Source organism: Methylobacterium sp. D54C (assembly GCF_053345595.1).
Window position 1 is genome coordinate 18,022 of record NZ_JBKFAK010000008.1, and the last position, 16,949, is coordinate 34,970.

Sequence of the window (16,949 nt, forward strand, 5' to 3'; positions counted from 1 at the left end):
CCATTCAGGCCTCAGTAGGGTTAAGGATCCGTCGCGCGCCGGGCGTCAGGGGGACGTCAAGGAGACGTCAAGGGGACGTCAGGGCAGGGCGCGCGCGGCCGCCAGGACGGCCTCGGCGTGGCCGGGCACCTTCACCTTCGGCCAGATCCTGGCGACGCGCCCCTCCCGGTTGACCAGGACGGTGGTGCGCTCCACGCCCATGTACTTGCGCCCGTACATGCTCTTCTCGACCCAGACGCCGTAGGCCTCGAGCACGGTCTTGTCCTCGTCGGTGGCGAGCGGGAAGGTCAGCCCGTACTTGCTGCAGAACTTGTCGTGGCTCTTCACCGGGTCCGGCGACAGGCCGACGACCTTGGCGTCCGCTTCCGCGAAGGCCGGCAGCAGGCCGTTGAAGTCCTGCGCCTCCAGCGTGCATCCGCTCGTGTCGTCCTTCGGGTAGAAGTAGAGCACGACTTTGTGACCGCGGAGCGCGGACAGTCCGACACGCCCTCCGCCCGAGGCGGGAAGGTCGAAATCGGGGGCGGGATCCCCCTCTGACAGCGGCATCGTGCCTTCCTTTCGGCCGATTGATGATGTGCAACCGATCTCGTGCGCGGGCTCGAGCGATGGCACCGCGCACGTCCGAGCCAAGCCCGGAGTCGCGGCCGCTGTAAAGCGCGGGCGCGCTTCGATCCACCGGCCGCGGAGCCCGAGGGCGCCGCGCGCAGAGACCCCGGAACAAAGGTCCCGATGGCGGACGAGACAACGCCGGCATGCAGGCCTCGGGGGAAGGCGCGACGCGTCGGCGGCGTCTGCCTCGTGAGCGCCCTCGCGCTGGTGCTGCTCGTCGGCGCCGGTGTCGGCCTCGTGGCCCTGCGACTGTCGAACGGGCCGCTCCAGATCGACGGCCTGTCGCGCCGCGTCGCCGCCGCCGTGGCCGAGCGGATCGGGCCCGGCTGGAGCATCGGGCTGCGCGGCAGCAGCCTCGAGCTCGACCGCGAGAACGCGCTCAGCCTGCGCTTCTCCGGCCTCGACATCCGCAACCCGCAGGGCGACCTCGTGGTGCGCGCCCCCCTGGCGCTAGTCAGCCTCGACCCCTGGGGGCTCCTGCGGCTCAACCTGCAGCCGCGCTCGATCGAGTTCCGCGAGACGCAGACCACCGCGCTGCTGCACCGGGACGGCTCGATCGCCTTCGCGGCCTCGGAGGCCAACCACCCGGTCGACGTCGCGCCGCACACGCCGCCGAGCGTGGACGGGGTGCGCGGCACCGTCTCGCCGCTCTCGGCCGCGATCGCGTCGATCTTCGGGGTCGTCCTCGATCCGGGCGGCGTGGTCGGCGCCCTCGACCGCGCGCGCGTCACCGACGCGCGGCTGCGGCTGATCGACGAGGACGGCCGCGAGCGCGCGGTCTTCGCGCGGGTCAACGGCCTGTTCGGGCGCGACCCGGTCAACGGCACCCGGAACTTCGAATTGCGGCTCGACGGGCCGCACGGCGAGTGGCGCTTCGGCGGCACGCTGCGCGACGGCGCGGACGGGCAGGAGCGCTCGGGCGTCATCACCCTCGACGACCTGCCGGTCACGGATCTCCTGCTGCTCTCGGGCCAGTCCGGCCTGCCGCTGACCACGGACCTGAAGGTCTCGGCCCGCGCCGACGTGAGCCTGACGGCCGGCCGCATCCGGACCATGAACGCCAAGCTCCACACCGGCGACGGCACGTTCCTGATCGAGGAGAAGGACTTCAACCCGGTCACGGTCGAGAGCCTCGACGCCTCCCTGGACTGGGACGAGGCCAACCGCGTGATGTCGCTGACCGGCCTGGACTATCGCGGGGCCGGCAACGCCGTGCACCTCGCGGGGACGTGGACGGGCAGCCCCGCGGGGGCGAGCACGACCTGGACCGCGACGCTGGCGAGCCGCGACGCCACCTTACGCGGGGCGACCCCGCAGGACGTGCCGGTGAAGATCGACGCCCTGGACGCGCAGCTCTCCGGCCGCGACGGCGGGATCTCCATCGACGCGCTGACCCTGTCGGGGCCCGGCGTGAAAGGCGCCATCACCGGGACGATCGGCACGAGCGCCGACGACGGCGGCCTGACCCTGCACCTCGCCGGCCACGACGGCGAGGTCCGTACCGGGCTGCGGCTCTGGCCGGAGCACATCGCGCCGCCGGCCCGCACCTACCTGGTGGACCAGCTCCGGCGCGGCCGGGTCGATTCCGTCGACATCAAGGTGAAGATGTCCGGGGCGGTCCTGGCGGCCGCCACCCGGGGCGACCCCGCCCCGGACGACGCGGTCCACATCGACTTCCACGTCTCGGACGCGGCCATCGACGTCACCGCCGATTCCCCGCCGGTGACCAAGGGCAACGTCGTCGGCGTGATCACCGGGCGCTCGACCACGGTGCGCAACGTGACCGCCGAGGTCCACGGGCCGGACGGGCGCGGGCTCGCCATCTCGGACGGCAGCTTCGTCATCCCGCAGATCACCCCGGACCGGGTCGTGGCCCAGATCGGGATGCGGCTCTCCGGCGGCGCCGACGGCATGGCCTCCGTGCTCCAGGCCAAGCTGTTCAAGAGCGTGATGAGCGTCGACCTCGACCCCGCCACGATCAAGGGCAGCGCCGACCTGCGCGTCGACTTCCCCCTCGACCTCAAGCACATCCCCGACCTGCCGGACCTGCCGGTGACGCTGACCGGCTCGCTGGCCGACCTCTCGGTCGACAAGGTGATGGGCCGGGACCGGCTCGAGTCGGGCCGGTTCAACCTCGTCTACGACCGGGGCGCCTTCACGCTGAAGGGCGACGGCCGGGTCGCGGGCGCGCCCATGTCGGTCGACCTGCGCCAGCCGAAGGTCGGGCAGCCCGGCGAGGCGGTGGTCAACGTGTCCCTCGACGAGGCGGTCCGCGGACGCAAGGGCCTGCCGACCGCACCGCAGCTCACCGGCACCATCCCGGTCCGCGCGGTGGTGCAGATCGGCCGGCCGGGATCCGGCAAGCCGCCGATCCGGGTCGAGGCGGATCTGGCGAAGGCCGGGATCGACGGGCTGATCCCGGGGCTGACCAAGCCCCCGGGCAAGCCGGGACGGCTCACCTTCACCCTGGTCGACAGCGGCCAGACCTTCGACCTGCGCGACTTCGCCCTCGACGCGGCCCCGGCGAGCGCCCGCGGCACCGTCTCGATCACCCAGGAGGGCGGCCTGGAGCGGGCGGACCTGAGCAGCGTCAAGCTCTCCCCCGGCGACGACCTGCGCGTGAGCCTCGACCGGACCGGCGGCGGCTACAAGGTCGTGGTCCGGGGCGCGGTGGCCGACGCCCGGCCGTTCCTGAAATCCCTGGGCGCCCCCGATCCCAAGGTCGGCCGTGAGGCGCGGGACGCGAATCCCAAGGATATCGACGCCGACATCCAGGTGCCCATCGTCACCGGCTTCAACGAGGAGGCGCTGACCGGCGCCAACCTGAAGCTCTCCCTACACGGGAAGACCCTGCGGGCCGCCAACATCACCGGGCGCTTCCGCGCGGCGCCCTTCGCCGCCACGGTCACCCGCGGCGAGCGCGGCGTGCCGACCCTGTCGGTGGAATCGGCCGATGCCGGCGCGACGCTGCGGTTCGTCGACGTGTACCGGCGGATGTATGGCGGCCGGCTCACGGCCGGGATCGGCCTCAACGACGGCCCGCAATCCGGCGTCGTGCAGATCCGCGACTTCATCCTGCGCAACGAGCCCGCGCTGTCGAGCATCATGGCGCAGGGCCCGGAGCCGTCCGAGGCGGAGACGGCCCGCGGCCGCCGGGTCGCCCCGGGCCGGGGCGCGGGCGACGTCACCTTCGACCGCATGCGCGCCAACTTCGTGCGCACCGGCACCCGCGTCGACTTCACCGACGCGGCGATCTCGAACGCCGCCATGGGCTTCACCCTGTCGGGCTGGCTCGATACCGGCCGCGAGCGCACCGACATGACCGGCACCTTCGTGCCGCTCTACGGCCTGAACAACGTGGCCTCGCAGCTGCCGCTGCTCGGGCCGCTGCTCGGCGGCGGCCACAACGAGGGCCTGTTCGCGGTCAATTTCCGCGTCTCCGGCAAGCTCGCCTCGCCGGACGTGAGCGTGAACCCGCTCTCGGCGATCGCCCCGGGCTTCCTGCGCAAGCTGTTCAGCGCCGGCGGCGGCCCCTTCGCGGACGGGATGCCGGGCGTCCCGCAGCAATAGGGCGGGCAGCCCGGAAGAGCCGCCCGCCCCTGTCTCACGCGCGGATGAAATCCGCGATCACGGCCGGAGCCGCGGTGTCGAAGCCGACCACGTCGAGCATGCCGGGATCCTCCGGGTCGGCGATGCTGAAGCCGTTGGAGACCAGCCCCACGACCACCAGCTTCGCCGAGATCCCGGTCTTCTCCCGGTACGCCCGCAGCGCCTGGACCGGGTGGACCGGCCCCGCCCAGGTCTCCGAGTCCGTGTAGACCACGAACGCGTCGGCCTTGACGCCCCGCTCCAGCGCCCAGCGCATCGGCAGGGAGCAGTCGGTGGCGCCGAACGGCAGGTCGGCGGTCGCCCGCACCGCCTGATCGAGCCGCGTCGACGGCCCGATCGGCAGCGGCGTCAGCGCGGCCCCCTGGCTCCAGACCCGGCCGGCCTCGGCGGTGAAGCCCAGCACCTGCCAGTGCTCCTCGGTCGCCGCGGTGACGAGCGCCATCGCGGCGGCCGCCTCCCGGGCCGTGAGCGTCGAGCCCGCGACCGTGCTGGCGCCCATCGAGCCCGAGACGTCGAGCGCGAGCACGAGGCGCCGGCCCGTGGGCTCGACCGCGCCGAACGCCGTGTAGAACGCGGCGTTCAGCGCCTCGACGATCGCCGCCACCGGCTCCCAGGAGAGCTTGCCCCGCTGACCGTGCCCGGAGGCGTAGGTCTTGAGGGCCAGCAGCAGCGCCATCGGGTGCAGGCGCGCCCGGAGGATCCGCTCCCGGTCCGACAGGACCGCCCGGACGTGCTCGGTGCCCTCCGAGAAGGGCGCCAGCACCCCCGCGGCCGTCAGGCGGCCGAGCTGGCGCACGAGGGCGCCGACCGGCATCCGCTCGATCAGGGCCTCGTTCACCGCGCGGCTGCCCATCAGCCCGGTCGGCAGCGCCTCCCACGGCAGGCCGTGCGAGCGCACCAGGGCGGCGGCCACCGCCCCGTCGAGGCCCTCCGCCTGCACCCGCGCGAAGGCATGGACGAGCCCGGGGGCGGCCTCGGTCACGGTGCCGCGGCAGATCCAGTCGAACAGCGCCTTCCGGGCGGGCTCCTCCGTCTCCGGATGGGCCAGCCGCAGGAGGTCGCGGTGCGACCAGCCCTGGCGGGTCCGGTACTTCACCGCCTGGAAGGCCAGGGCCTCCACGGGCTTGGCGCAGTACCAGTCACCGACCGCCCGGCGCAGGCCCCGGCCCCAGCCGCGCATCGCCTCGACGGAGGCGGCGAACTGGAACAGGTGCGTGCCGGTGCGGCAGACCCGAGGCAGGGCCGCGAGCGCCGCGCGCCGGGTCGCGAGGTCCGCCGACGCGGTGGCCAGCGCCAGGGCGAAGATCGCCGGATCCGGCTTCGGAGCCCGGCCGCCCTCGCTCACCGCCACGATGGCGGCGACCGCGCGGACGCCGTCCTGCGCGATGCACCGCTGCACCGCCGCCGCGTTCTCGGCGGTCAGGGCGCGCGGGCTCGCGTAGTACGAGCCGCCCTCGGAGCCGAGCACCAGGAAGCGGTCGAGCCGCGCCCAGTCGCCGACCGCGAAGGCGTGGCCTCCGGCGGCGTTCGGCACCGTGCCGGGGATCGGCTCCGTCTGCGGGGTGGCGCGGAGCCGGAACATCTGTGCGAGCTTCGTCATGGCGGGCTCCTCTCGGTCTCTCCTCTCTCCATCGCGGCCGATCGCCGGCCGGTGGCGCGTCCCGGCGCGCGCGGTCGGGCGGGGACGCGGCCGCAGCGCGTCGTCCACCGCCGCTCGCGCGCGGCCGGTATCTCGTGTAGTCGGTGGCGGGGTTCCGTCCGGCCGGGCGCGGGCGTGGCGGCGACGAGGGGCTTATCCGATGCTCTGCTTGAGCTACGGGCCTGACGACCCGGCGGGACTCGCACCCGCACCCCTCGGATCCCGATAACCTTCGTCTTCCGGCCCGCGTCCGGGCGATGCGGGCGTGGGGTGAGGAACGGTGTCCGGGCGCTCTATCCGGGCTGAGCTACGGGCCTCGCGGCCCGGCGGGATTCGAACCCGCGACCTCCCTTCGGTGAAGATAACCGTTCCTCTCCGGCCCGCATCGTCGGCCGGGATCCGCGCACGGTCGGCGCCCCGGTTGTCTCGCGGGGCCCTGCGGTCGTGGTGTCGGGGACGGGCATGAGCTCCGGCGACCTCGCGGCCCCCGACGGGGATCGAACCCGCAACCTCCGCGGGACAAGCCCGCGGCGCTCTACCGATGATAACCGTCCCCTGCCGGCCCGCAGGGTCCTCGAGACGCGCTCAGCCTCTCGGGCCGAGAGCCCCGCGATACGACCGTAACGGTCGCATCAGCCCGGGACGGGCGAACGCCGCGACGTCGATGCCGTCGTGCTGTTTCATACCATGCTCCGTCCGAACGGGGCTTCGGGTGACGCGGGCGTGTCGATGAGGCTCGGGGAGATCCGTGACAGGGATAACCGAGCGTCTCCGGCCCGCGCCGGTGAACTGCGATCGGCTGCCAGCGGCGACCGTTGCGAAGGGAACCGGACTCGTCCGCCGCGGCGCGCGGGCCGCGGATACGAGGAGCGTGCGGTCACTTCAGATCACCGGCCCGGCAGGCCGATGGCGCGGTGGATACGGTCGCGCTCGGCCTGCGTCAACCGGAAACTTGAAAATTCTTTCAGTTCGGGCGATCTCCGGCCCATGATCACTGCCGCCCAGATCCGCGCCGGCCGCGGACTTCTCAAGTGGACGCAAGGGGTTCTCGCGAGCCGCGCCGCGGTCTCCGTCGTCACCCTGAACATGATCGAGAGCGAGCAGGTCCAGCCCCGCAGCCGGACCCTCGCGGCGATCCGCACGGTCCTCGAAGGGGCGGGCATCCGCTTCGTCGGCGACGCGCAGGAGGGCTACGGGGCGATCCTGCGCCCCGCCCCCGCGACCGGGTCCGGGGACGCACCGGCACAGAAAAGCCCGGCGCGGACGACCGCACCGGGCTGAAGCCGAACCGGCCTGCGCGGGTGCGCTATTTCTCGACGAAGGCCTTCTCGATGACGTAGTGGGCGGCCTCGCCGTGGTTGCCCTCCTCGTAGCCGCGCGAGGACAGGAGCTCGCGGGTGTCGCGGATCATGTCGGGGCTGCCGCAGAGCATGAAGCGGTCGTTCTCGATCGCCATCGGCGGCAGGCCGATATCCTCGAACAGCTTGCCCGAGACCATCAGGTCGGTGATCCGGCCGCGGTTGCGGAACGGCTCGCGGGTCACGGTCGGGTAGTAGACCAGCTGGTTCGAGATCATCTCGCCCAGGAACTCGTGGCGCGGCAGCGTCTCGGTGATGGTCTCGCCGTAGGCGAGTTCCTGCACCTGCCGGCAGCCGTGGACCAGCACGACCTTCTCGAACCGGTCGTAGGCCTCGGGATCCTTGATGATCGACAGGAACGGCGCCAGCCCGGTGCCGGTGCCCAGCAGGTACAGGTTGCGGCCCGGCAGCAGGTTGTCGAGCACCAGCGTGCCGGTGGGCTTCTTGCCGACGATGATCGGGTCGCCGACCTTCAGGTGCTGCAGCTTCGAGGTCAGCGGGCCGTCCTGGACCTTGATCGAGAAGAACTCCAGCTCCTCCTCGTAGTTGGCCGAGACCACCGAGTAGGCGCGCAGGAGCGGCCGGCCCTCGACCTCCAGGCCGATCATGGTGAACTCGCCGTTGCGGAACCGGAACGCCGGATCCCGCGTCGTGCGGAACGAGAACAGGTTGTCGGTCCAGTGGTGGACCGACAGAACGCGCTCCTCGTAGAACTTGCTCATCGACGGATCAGTCCTCGAATCCTCTGACGCTCGGCACACGGCCCCGACGATTCGGGGCCCGTGGTGCGGGGGATCCCCGCCGCCCCGCTCGGGCGGGGGTGGATCCTCGGCAGGGAACCCGCCCGGATCCGGTTGCAAACACACGCGCGCCGCTTCTTTCGCAGTTGCAGCACGTCCGTCAAGGCGTGCCGGGATCACACTGGCGAAAGAAGTGAACGGCCTGGAATCGTTCGAAGATTTAGCGTCTTCGCGGACGCTCCGCAGCGCCGTTCCGGACATGGGAGGGTTGCCGCAGAGCCGGCCCCGCGCCGCCCTCAGACGAGGGCGGCGGGCCGGAGCGGCGCGAGCCCGGCCTCGATCTCGGCCCGGCGCGGCTCCAGGAACGGCGGCAGGGCCAGGCGCTCGCCCAGGGTCTCCAGGGGCTCGTCCGCGGTGAAACCCGGCCCGTCGGTGGCGATCTCGAACAGGATGCCGTTGGGCTCGCGGAAATAGAGGCTGCGGAAGTAGTAGCGGTCCACCGGCCCGCTGCTCGGCACCCGCGCCGCCCGGAGCCTGTCGGCCCAGGCCTCGTAATCCCCGTCCGGGATGCGGAAGGCGACGTGGTGGACCGCGCCCGCGCCCTGGCGGGCCGGCGCGGACCGGTCGGCCAGGAGCTGGAGCTCGGCGGCCGGGCCGCCGGGTCCCATCGCGTAGACCTCCACCGGGCCGTCGCCCGTCTCGAAGGCGCGGTCCCGGCGCAGGCCGAGCACCTCGGTCAGCACGGCGGCGGTGCGGGCCGGGTCCGGCACCGACAGCCGGATCGGGCCGAGGCCGCGGATCTGGTAGGCGGCCGGCACGGGCGAGCCGTCCCAGGGATGCTCCGGCCCGGTCCCGCCATCGTCCACCAGGGCGAGGCGCTGGCCCTCCGGATCCTCGAAATCGAGGGTGAGGCGCCCGTCGCGCGCGGCGGGCTCGGCCTCGACGATCCCGGCCTCGCGCAGGCGCGCGTGCCACCACGCGACCGCGCCCTCGCCCGGGACGCGCAGGTGCGTGCGGGTGATGCTGCCGGAGCCCCGCCGCTCCCGGGGCGCCGGCCAGTCGAAGAAGGTGATGTCGGTGCCGGGGCTCGCCAGCCCGTCGGCGTAGAACAGGTGGTAGGCCGAGACGTCGTCCTGGTTCACCGTCTTCTTCACGAGCCGCAGGCCGAGCGTGCCCGTGTAGAAGGCGACGTTCTCCGCCGCGCGGGCGGTCACCGCGGTGAGATGGTGGATGCCGGTGAGCTGCATGTCGGTCCTGGGGTTCGCCGCGTCGCGCCTCAGGTGGGGAGCGGCGGCGGCTTCGCGAGCGGCCCGCGGATCGGGCGGCCGGCACCCGTTCCTCCGGGGCCGCGCCCCGGACCGGCGGCGCGGCCGCTACGCGGCGATCGGTACCCGGGCGCGGCGGATTTCGCCGAACCGCGGTCCCGAGACCCGCTTCTCAGAGCCCCACGGGCCGGCCGGCGGCGACCACCAGCATCTTGCCGTCCGCGAAGGTACGGGCGGCGGCCCGGCGGATATCCGCCTGGGTGACGGCCGAGACCATGGCGTTGCGGCGGGCGATGTAGTCCATGCCCAGCTCCTCGAAGGCGATCTGCACCAGCTGGTGGGCGATCTTGGTCGAGGTGTCGAAGCCGAGCGCGTAGGAGCCGGTCAGGTAATCCTTGGCCTTCTGGAGCTCGTCGTCGTCCGGGCCGTCCGTGATCAGCCGGCCGATCTCGTCGCCGATCACCGACAGGGCCTCGCCGACGCGCTCGTTCTTGGTGGCGGTGTAACCCCAGGTCATCGCGGCCGAGCGGTGGCTGACGAGCGAGGTCCCGACCGAGTAGGCGAGGCCGCGCTTCTCGCGCACCTCCTGGAACAGGCGGGACGTGAAGGCGCCGCCGCCGAGGATGTGGTTCAGCACGTAGGCCGGGATGAAGTCCGGGTCGCGCCACGGCACGCCGGCCATGCCGAACCGGATCACCGACTGGGGCACGTCGAGGTCGACGACGACGCGCTTGCCGAGATCGTGCACCTCGGTGCGCGGCACCGCCTTCAGCGCCCCGGCCTCCGGCAGGGCTCCGAAGGCGCGGTTCAGGCCCTCGGCGAGCTGCTCGGCGCCGATGGCGCCGACCGCCGCCACCTTCACCCGGCCGCGGCCGATGATGCGGGCGTGCATTGCCAGCAGGTCGTCCCGGGTGATCGCCGTCACGCTCTCCACGGTGCCGGAGGACGGGCGGGCATAGGGATGGCCGGCGAACGCCTCCTTGAAGAAGCGGCGGGAGGCCAGCACGCCCGGATCGTTCTGCTGGTAGCGCAGGCCGGCGATGATCTGGGCGCGGACGCGCTCGATCGCGTCGGGGTCGAGGCGGGGCTTGGCCAGCGCCAGGGCGAGGAGCGCGATGCCCTCGTCGGCGTGCTTGACCAGCATCTTCAGCGAGCCGCCGACCGCGTCGGCCCCCGCGTGGAACGACAGCTCGATTGCCCGGGCGGCGAGCCGCTCCTGGAACAGGTCGGAGGTCAGATCGCCGGCGCCCTCGTCGAGGAGCCGCGCCAGCATCTGCGCGCAGCCGGCCTTGCCGGCCGGGTCCTGGGCGGCGCCGCCCTCGAAGGTGAAGGCCAGGGCGATCATCGGCACCACCGGCGACTCGACGTGCCACGCCTCGATGCCGGCGGCGGTCGTCACCGGCAGCGCCGTGGTGGGCGAGCTGACGGTTTGGGCGGTGGTCTCGACCAGAGTCTCGGCCAAGCTCATGGGAACCTCGTGTCTCTATCTCGGGCGACAGCGGAGCGGGCCAGGGCTCCCGTTCGGCAGAGCGCCCCGCCCAGACCCGTCACGGGCCCGGCGGGACGCACCCGGGGTTACTCGGCGGCCATCGCGACCGGGGCGTCGGGATCCTGCGCCTTGGTCAGGTAACCGGTGACCGAGCGGGCCGGCGTCAGCCAGCGCTCGGCGGCGCCCTTGAGACGCGCCTGCGTCACCTCCTCGATGTCGGTCGGCCAGCGGCGGACCTCCTCGATGGTCTCGCCGATCGCCAGCGCCGAGCCGTAGATGCGGGCGAGCGACGACTGGCTGTCGGAGGAGTAGACGGTCTCGGCCACGAGGCGGGTCTTGGCGCGCTCGATCGCCTCGGCGTCCAGGGCCTCCGCGGGGGCGCGGCGCAGCACCCTGTCGACGGCCTCCTCCAGCTTCTCCAGGGGCACGCCCTCGGCGGGCACCGCGTAGACGGAGAAGCGGGTGTCGTCGATCGCCGAGCCCATGTACCAGGCGCCGGCATTCACCGCGAGGCCGGTCTCCATGACCAGCTTGCGGTAGAGGTACGAGGTCGAGCCGCCGCCCAGCACCTCAGCCAGCAGCTCGAGGTCGTGGCAGCCGCCGTCCCGGGCGGTGATGCAGGAGGGGGTCAGGTAGAGGCGCTGCAGGGTCGGCTGCTCGACCTTCGGGTCGGCGACGGCGACGCGGCGCAGGGCCTTCGGCTCCGGCTCCCGCGCCCGCAGGCGCTCGGGCCGGGCGCCCTGGGGCGTCACGCGGCCGTAGGTGGTCTCGGCGAGGCGCCGGACCTCGTCGGGCGTGACGTCGCCGGCCACCACCAGGATGGCGTTCTCGGGGGTGTAGAAGCGCTTGTAGTAGGCCAGCGCGTGCTCGCGGTTCAGGCCCTCGATCTCGTGCATCCAGCCGATGATCGGGATGCCGTAGGGATGGTGCACGAACAGGCCGGCCGCCATCGCCTCGGAGAGCTGGGCGGAGGGGTCGGTCTCGACCCGCATGCGCCGCTCCTCCAGCACGACGTCGCGCTCGGGGGCGACGACGGCGTCGTCGAGGACGAGGCCGCTCATGCGGTCCGCCTCGAATTCCATCATGGTGCCGAGGTGATCCCGGGCGACCCGCTGGAAGTAGGCGGTGTAGTCGTAGCTGGTGAAGGCGTTCTCCTGGCCGCCCAGGCCCGACACCGCCTTGGAGAAGGCCCCGACCGGGTGCTTCTCGGTGCCCTTGAACATCAGGTGCTCGAGGAAGTGGGCGATGCCCGACTGGCCGAGCGGATCATCGGCCGAACCGTTGCGGTACCAGATCATGTGGGTGGCGACGGGGGCCCGGTGGTCGGGGACGACCACCACGTCGAGGCCGTTGTCGAGGGTGAAGGCCGTCACTTCCGGTCCGCCCGCCTCGGAACGCCCGAACGGCGCGGCCTCGCCCCGGCCGGCGCTGCCGCCGTAGGGCGAGCCCGGACGCAGCGGGAAGAGGGTGGGCGTCGCCTTCCTGAACAGGTGCATTCCGCTTTCCTTCTGCCGGCCCCGGATCGAAGCGTCCCGCGTCGGGATGCGCGCGCGGATCGGGGCCGTCCTGGTCACCGGGGCGCAAGAACCGCACCGGGACGATCATCTCATGTTGCCACGCCGTGTCGCCGTTGCAACGGCGACACGGCGCCCCCGTCACTGCTGCGCGCGCTGACGGAGATACGCGCGGGGATCCGACTCCTCGCGCTCGCGGCTGGCGTTGTTGATCGGGTCGCTCGACGGCGGCCGGGCCAGCTGCTTGGGCGACTGCCGGTACCCGGTCGGCGGGTCCGTGAGCGTGTCGCGGCTCGGCTCGATGTCGGAGGGCTCGGCGTTGGCGCTCTTGCCCTTGAGCAGCTCGAAGGGGCTGAGCAGGCTGTCGTCGCGGTTGTTGTCGCCGGGCTTGCGCTCGGCGGTGGTCGTCAGGCCCGCGCCGGCACGGCGGCCGCCGCGCATCTCCTCCACGGAGAGCGTCGCGTTGTTGTCGTCGTAGCGGCCCTGGGCCTGGGAGCCCTTGGGATTGCGCCGCTCCACGGCGGCGCGCTCGCGCTCCACGATCTCGGGATCCTTCGGCCAGGCGGTGCTGGTGGAGCGCGCCCGCGGCTGCGGCAGGGCCTTGCCGTCGATCTTGGGCGGCATCACCAGCGGCGGCCGCTCGTGATAGTCGATCGGATCCTGGCGCTTCTCCAGGAGGCCGATGCCCGACAGGGCGTCGCGCATGAACTCGCCGCGCTCCTGCGCGTGCGCGGCACCGACGACGCAGAGCGGAGCCAGGGCCACCGCGGCGGAGAGGAGGGGACGAAGCCTGCGATGCCCGGTCATGCTGCCTCACGGGTTCCGGACGGAGCGTCCGGCTCTGGGAAGGCCGCGGCGCGGCCCGATCCGACAGGTCCCGGCCTGAGACCGGTTTCCGGCGATCGTATGGCGCCTTGACTGCGTCGCGCCAGGAGGGGGACGCGGGAGGACCTGTGTGTTGCAGGGATCACAGGCGCGGCGCCGGGTCGCCCTGCGGCGGGGACGCCCGGCCCCTGCGGCCGTCCGGGGACAGGCTGTCGAGGATCAGGCCGATCACGCCGGCCACGATCGCCGCGTCGGCGACGTTGAACACGTACCAGGACCAGCCGCCGGCATGCAGGTGGACGAAGTCGAAGACGGCGCCGTAGGCAGCCCGGTCGATGGCGTTGCCGAGCGCCCCCCCGACGATCAGCCCGAGGGCGATCCCGAGGAGCCGCGACATGGCCCGGCGCATCCAGATCCCGAGGCCGAGGGCGGCGGCCAGCGACAGGGCCACGAGTAGCCAGCGGCCGATCCCGCCCTCCTGCTGGAACAGCCCGTAGGAGACGCCCCTGTTCCAGACCACGACGAAGTCGGCGAAGGGCGCCAGCCGCCAGGGCTGCGTCAGCACGAGGTCGGTGCCGAAATAGAGGCCGAGCTTGCTGGCCTGATCGAGGACCAGGGTGAGGACGAGGGCCAGGAGGCCGGCGCGGAAGGGCGTCACGGGCGGCGCACTCGGCCCGGGCCGGCGCCCCCTGCTCCCCGCGGGCGGGGAGAGGGAGTGGCGCCGCCGACGACGCGGAACGCCCTCACGCCGCGCTCGCCTCCGGATGCGCCGCGTCCCACTCGCGCAGGGCCTGGGCGTCGCGGGGCGTCACGTCCGGGTAGTCCGGGTCGCTGCCCACCTCCGGGCTGACCCGCCAGGAGCGGGCGCACTTGCGGCCCTCGGCCGGGCTCGGCACCACCGCCACGCCGCGCACCTCGTCGAGGCGGAAAGCCTCGGCCGGGCCCTCGCCCGCCACCACGGCGATGTCCGAGGTGATGCAGGTATCGGCGAAGTCGCAGCCCTCGAGCGCCGCGAGAAGCTCCGGATCCGCCACGTAGACCGTCGGCGCCGCCTCCAGGCTCGCGCCGATGCGCTTGGCCGCGCGCTCGATCTCCAGGGCGCCGGTAACCACCCGCCGCACCCGCCGGATTTTTTGCCAGCGCTCCGCGAGGGGGGCGTCGAGCCAGTCAGCCGGGGTCTCCGGCAGGGTCTGGAGATGCACCGAGCCGTCCTCGGACGGGTAGCGGTCGAGCCACGCCTCCTCGGCGGTGAAGGCGAGCACCGGGGCGAGCCAGATCGTCACCCGGCGGAAGGCCTCGTCGATCACCTGCAGCGCCGCCCGCCGGCGGACCGAGGACACGGGATCGCAGTACAGGGCGTCCTTGCGCACGTCGAAGTAGAAGGACGACAGGTCGCCGGTCATGAAGCCGTTGAGCAGCGCCACCACCCGCTTGGTGTCGAACGCCGCGTAGGCCTCGCGGATCTCGCCGTCGAGCTCGGCGAGCCGGTGCAGGATCAGCCGCTCCAGCTCCGGCATCTCCTTGTACGCCACGTCGTCGCCCGGGACCCGGTGCGCGAGGGAGCCCAGCATCCAGCGCAAGCTGTTGCGCAGCTTCCGGTAAGTTTCGGCAAACGTCTTGATGATCTCCGGGCCGATGCGCAGGTCGTCGGTGTAGTCGGAGGCGGCGACCCAGAGGCGCAGGATGTCGGCGCCCGAATCCTTGATGACGCTCTGCGGCGCGACGACGTTGCCCTTCGACTTCGACATCTTCAGGCCCTTGCCGTCGAGCACGAAGCCGTGGGTCAGGACGATGTCGTAGGGCGCCCGGCCGCGGGTGCCGGCGGATTCGAGCAGCGAGGACTGGAACCAGCCGCGGTGCTGGTCGGAGCCCTCCAGGTACATGACCCGGTCCTGGCCGCCGTCGCGGACGCGCTTCACCCCAGAAAGCCCCGGGAAGGCCTCCGGATCGTCCAGCACGAAGGCGTGGGTCGAGCCGGAATCGAACCAGACGTCGAGGACGTCGGTGACCTTCTCGTAGGCGGCCGGGTCGTGGTCGGGCGCCAGGAAGCGCTGCGCGGCGTCGTCCCGGAACCACGCGTCGGCGCCCTCGGCCGCGAAGGCGTCGCGGATGCGGGCGTTGACGGCGTCGTCCTTCAGGATCTCGGCGGTGTCGCGGTGGACGAAGACGGTGATCGGCACGCCCCAGGCGCGCTGGCGCGAGACCACCCAGTCCGGCCGGTTGGCGACCATGCCGGTGATGCGGTTCTTTCCTTGCGTCGGCACCCACTGGGTGTCGTCGATACCCTGGAGCGCCACCTCGCGCAGCGTCCGGTTGCCCAGCGAATCCACCGGCCGGTCCATGGCGATGAACCATTGCGGCGTGTTGCGGAAGATCACCGGCTTCTTGGACCGCCAGGAATGCGGGTACTGGTGGCGCAGCACCCCGCGGGCGATCAGCGCCCCGGCCTCCGTCAGCGCGGCGATGACCGCCTTGTTGGCGTCGCCCTTCTCGCCCTTGGCGGTGAGCACGCGGGTGCCGGTGAAGCCCGGGGCGGCCTCTGTCAGCACGCTGTCGGCGTCGACCGTGTAGGGGATGGTCGCGTCGATGCCGCGCTCGCGCAGCAGCCGGCCGCTCGCCATCCAGAGCTCGAAATCCTCGCGGCCGTGGCTCGGCGCCGTGTGGACGAAGCCCGTGCCGGACTCGTCGGTGACGTGGTCGCCGTCGAGCATCGGCACGGCGAAGCCGTAGCCGAGCTTGGCCAGCGGGTGGTCCAGGGTCAGGCCGGCGAGCGTCGACGGGCTCACGTCGGCGACGCGCGCGAACGCCTCGACCCGGGCGGCCTTGAACACCGTGGCGGCGAGGCTGTCGGCGAGCAGGTAGGTCTGGCCGGGCACCGCCCAGTTGTCGGCCGGCGCCTCCGTCACCCGGTACAGGCCGTAGGCAATTTTTTTGGAGAACGCGACGGCGCGGTTGCCCGGGATCGTCCACGGAGTGGTCGTCCAGATCACCACCCGCGCCTGCGCGAGATCGCCCTCGGCGCCGGACCGGATCGGAAACGCGCAAAAAATCGTGTCGCTGACGTGCTCCTCGTACTCGACCTCGGCTTCAGCGAGCGCGGTCTTCTCGACCACCGACCACATCACCGGCTTGGAGCCGCGATAGAGCTGGCCGCTCATCGAGAACTTCATCAGCTCGTCGGCGATCACGGCCTCGGCGGGGAACGCCATGGTGGCGTAGGGATGGTCCCAGTCGCCGGTGACGCCGAGCCGCTTGAACTCCTCGCGCTGCACGTCGAGCCACTGGGCCGCGAAGGTCCGGCATTCCTGCCGGAACTCGATCACCGGCACGTCGTCCTTGTTGCGGCCCTTGGCGCGGTACTGCTCCTCGATCTTCCACTCGATCGGCAGGCCGTGGCAGTCCCAGCCCGGGACGTAGTTGGCGTCGAAGCCGAGCGCGGTCTGCGAGCGGACCACCACGTCCTTGAGGATCTTGTTGAGCGCCGTGCCGATGTGGATGTTGCCGTTGGCGTAGGGCGGGCCGTCGTGGAGCACGAATTTCGGCCGGCCCTGGCCGCGGGCGCGCAGCTTGCCGTAGAGGTCCATCCGCTTCCAGCGCTCGATGAAGAGCGGCTCGCGCACCGGCAGGCCGGCGCGCATCGGGAACTCGGTCTGCGGCAGGAACAGGGTCTTGGAATAGTCGCGGGCGGGCGCGGTCTCGGGGGCGGTCATCGGATCTCGCATCGGCGGTCGGGCCGGCAGCGTCGGGCCGGCGGAATCGGGTCGGGCGGCAGGAGGATCCCGGACCTCCGCGCGGCCGCGCTGGAGCGGGCCCTCAGGCGGAGGCCGGGCCGGTAATTCGGATCGGGCGGCCGGGGCCGCGCAGGGCGCGCGAAGCGTGCATGACGGGTTCTCTACCAGCC

11 protein-coding genes and 2 tRNA genes are annotated in these 16,949 nt (G+C 72.5%); 2 read left to right on the forward strand and 11 right to left on the reverse strand.

From position 1 onward, the window contains the following. Positions 1 to 78 precede the first annotated feature (78 nt). Positions 79 to 546: a peroxiredoxin gene (locus tag ACLBYB_RS17380; RefSeq protein ID WP_447699510.1), complete on the reverse strand. Its 468-nt coding sequence runs from the start codon at positions 544 to 546 to the stop codon at positions 79 to 81. A 183-nt stretch (positions 547 to 729) separates the two neighbouring features. Here ACLBYB_RS17380 and ACLBYB_RS17385 point away from each other — a divergent pair, with 183 nt between their 5' ends. Then, positions 730 to 4,179 carry a hypothetical protein gene (locus ACLBYB_RS17385; RefSeq protein WP_447699511.1) on the forward strand — a complete coding sequence of 1,150 codons (3,450 nt, stop codon included), beginning with the start codon at positions 730 to 732 and terminating at the stop codon, positions 4,177 to 4,179. A gap of 34 nt (positions 4,180 to 4,213) precedes the next feature. On the opposite strand, the gene ACLBYB_RS17390 is transcribed toward ACLBYB_RS17385, so the two are convergent. The 3 genes from ACLBYB_RS17390 to ACLBYB_RS17400 all read right to left on the reverse strand — a co-directional run bounded on the left by ACLBYB_RS17390 (position 4,214) and on the right by ACLBYB_RS17400 (position 6,241). After that, complete coding sequence (locus ACLBYB_RS17390; RefSeq protein WP_447699512.1) at positions 4,214 to 5,818, reverse strand: TROVE domain-containing protein; 1,605 nt, start codon at positions 5,816 to 5,818, stop codon at positions 4,214 to 4,216. Between the two features lie 224 nt (positions 5,819 to 6,042). Beyond that, positions 6,043 to 6,174: transfer RNA gene (locus tag ACLBYB_RS17395), tRNA-OTHER, on the reverse strand. After that, positions 6,175 to 6,241, reverse strand: a tRNA-OTHER gene (locus tag ACLBYB_RS17400). A 603-nt stretch (positions 6,242 to 6,844) separates the two neighbouring features. Here ACLBYB_RS17400 and ACLBYB_RS17405 point away from each other — a divergent pair. Beyond that, a complete protein-coding gene (locus tag ACLBYB_RS17405) occupies positions 6,845 to 7,138 on the forward strand; it encodes a helix-turn-helix domain-containing protein (RefSeq protein ID WP_447699513.1) in 294 nt (97 codons plus the stop codon). 25 nt (positions 7,139 to 7,163) lie between these two features. On the opposite strand, the gene ACLBYB_RS17410 is transcribed toward ACLBYB_RS17405, so the two are convergent. The 7 genes from ACLBYB_RS17410 to ileS all read right to left on the reverse strand — a co-directional run bounded on the left by ACLBYB_RS17410 (position 7,164) and on the right by ileS (position 16,758). Continuing rightward, positions 7,164 to 7,937: a ferredoxin--NADP reductase gene (locus tag ACLBYB_RS17410; RefSeq protein WP_447699514.1), complete on the reverse strand. Its 774-nt coding sequence runs from the start codon at positions 7,935 to 7,937 to the stop codon at positions 7,164 to 7,166. Between the two features lie 314 nt (positions 7,938 to 8,251). Then, the gene (locus tag ACLBYB_RS17415) at positions 8,252 to 9,202 is read right to left on the reverse strand and encodes a ring-cleaving dioxygenase (RefSeq protein ID WP_447699515.1); all 951 of its coding nucleotides are present in this window, start codon (positions 9,200 to 9,202) and stop codon (positions 8,252 to 8,254) included. 190 nt (positions 9,203 to 9,392) lie between these two features. Then, positions 9,393 to 10,688 carry a M16 family metallopeptidase gene (locus ACLBYB_RS17420; RefSeq protein WP_447699516.1) on the reverse strand — a complete coding sequence of 432 codons (1,296 nt, stop codon included), beginning with the start codon at positions 10,686 to 10,688 and terminating at the stop codon, positions 9,393 to 9,395. 107 nt (positions 10,689 to 10,795) lie between these two features. Further along, on the reverse strand, positions 10,796 to 12,205 hold the full coding sequence (locus ACLBYB_RS17425; protein WP_447699517.1) for a M16 family metallopeptidase: 1,410 nt from the start codon (positions 12,203 to 12,205) through the stop codon (positions 10,796 to 10,798). A 159-nt stretch (positions 12,206 to 12,364) separates the two neighbouring features. After that, entirely contained in the window at positions 12,365 to 13,030 is a 666-nt protein-coding gene (locus tag ACLBYB_RS17430; RefSeq protein ID WP_020093175.1) for a hypothetical protein, read from the reverse strand. Between the two features lie 160 nt (positions 13,031 to 13,190). Next, positions 13,191 to 13,706 (reverse strand): signal peptidase II, encoded by a 516-nt coding sequence (gene lspA / locus ACLBYB_RS17435; protein WP_447699518.1) that lies wholly within the window; start codon positions 13,704 to 13,706, stop codon positions 13,191 to 13,193. 85 nt (positions 13,707 to 13,791) lie between these two features. Further along, on the reverse strand, positions 13,792 to 16,758 hold the full coding sequence (gene ileS / locus ACLBYB_RS17440) for an isoleucine--tRNA ligase (protein WP_447699519.1): 2,967 nt from the start codon (positions 16,756 to 16,758) through the stop codon (positions 13,792 to 13,794). Between the last annotated feature and the right edge of the window lie 191 nt (positions 16,759 to 16,949).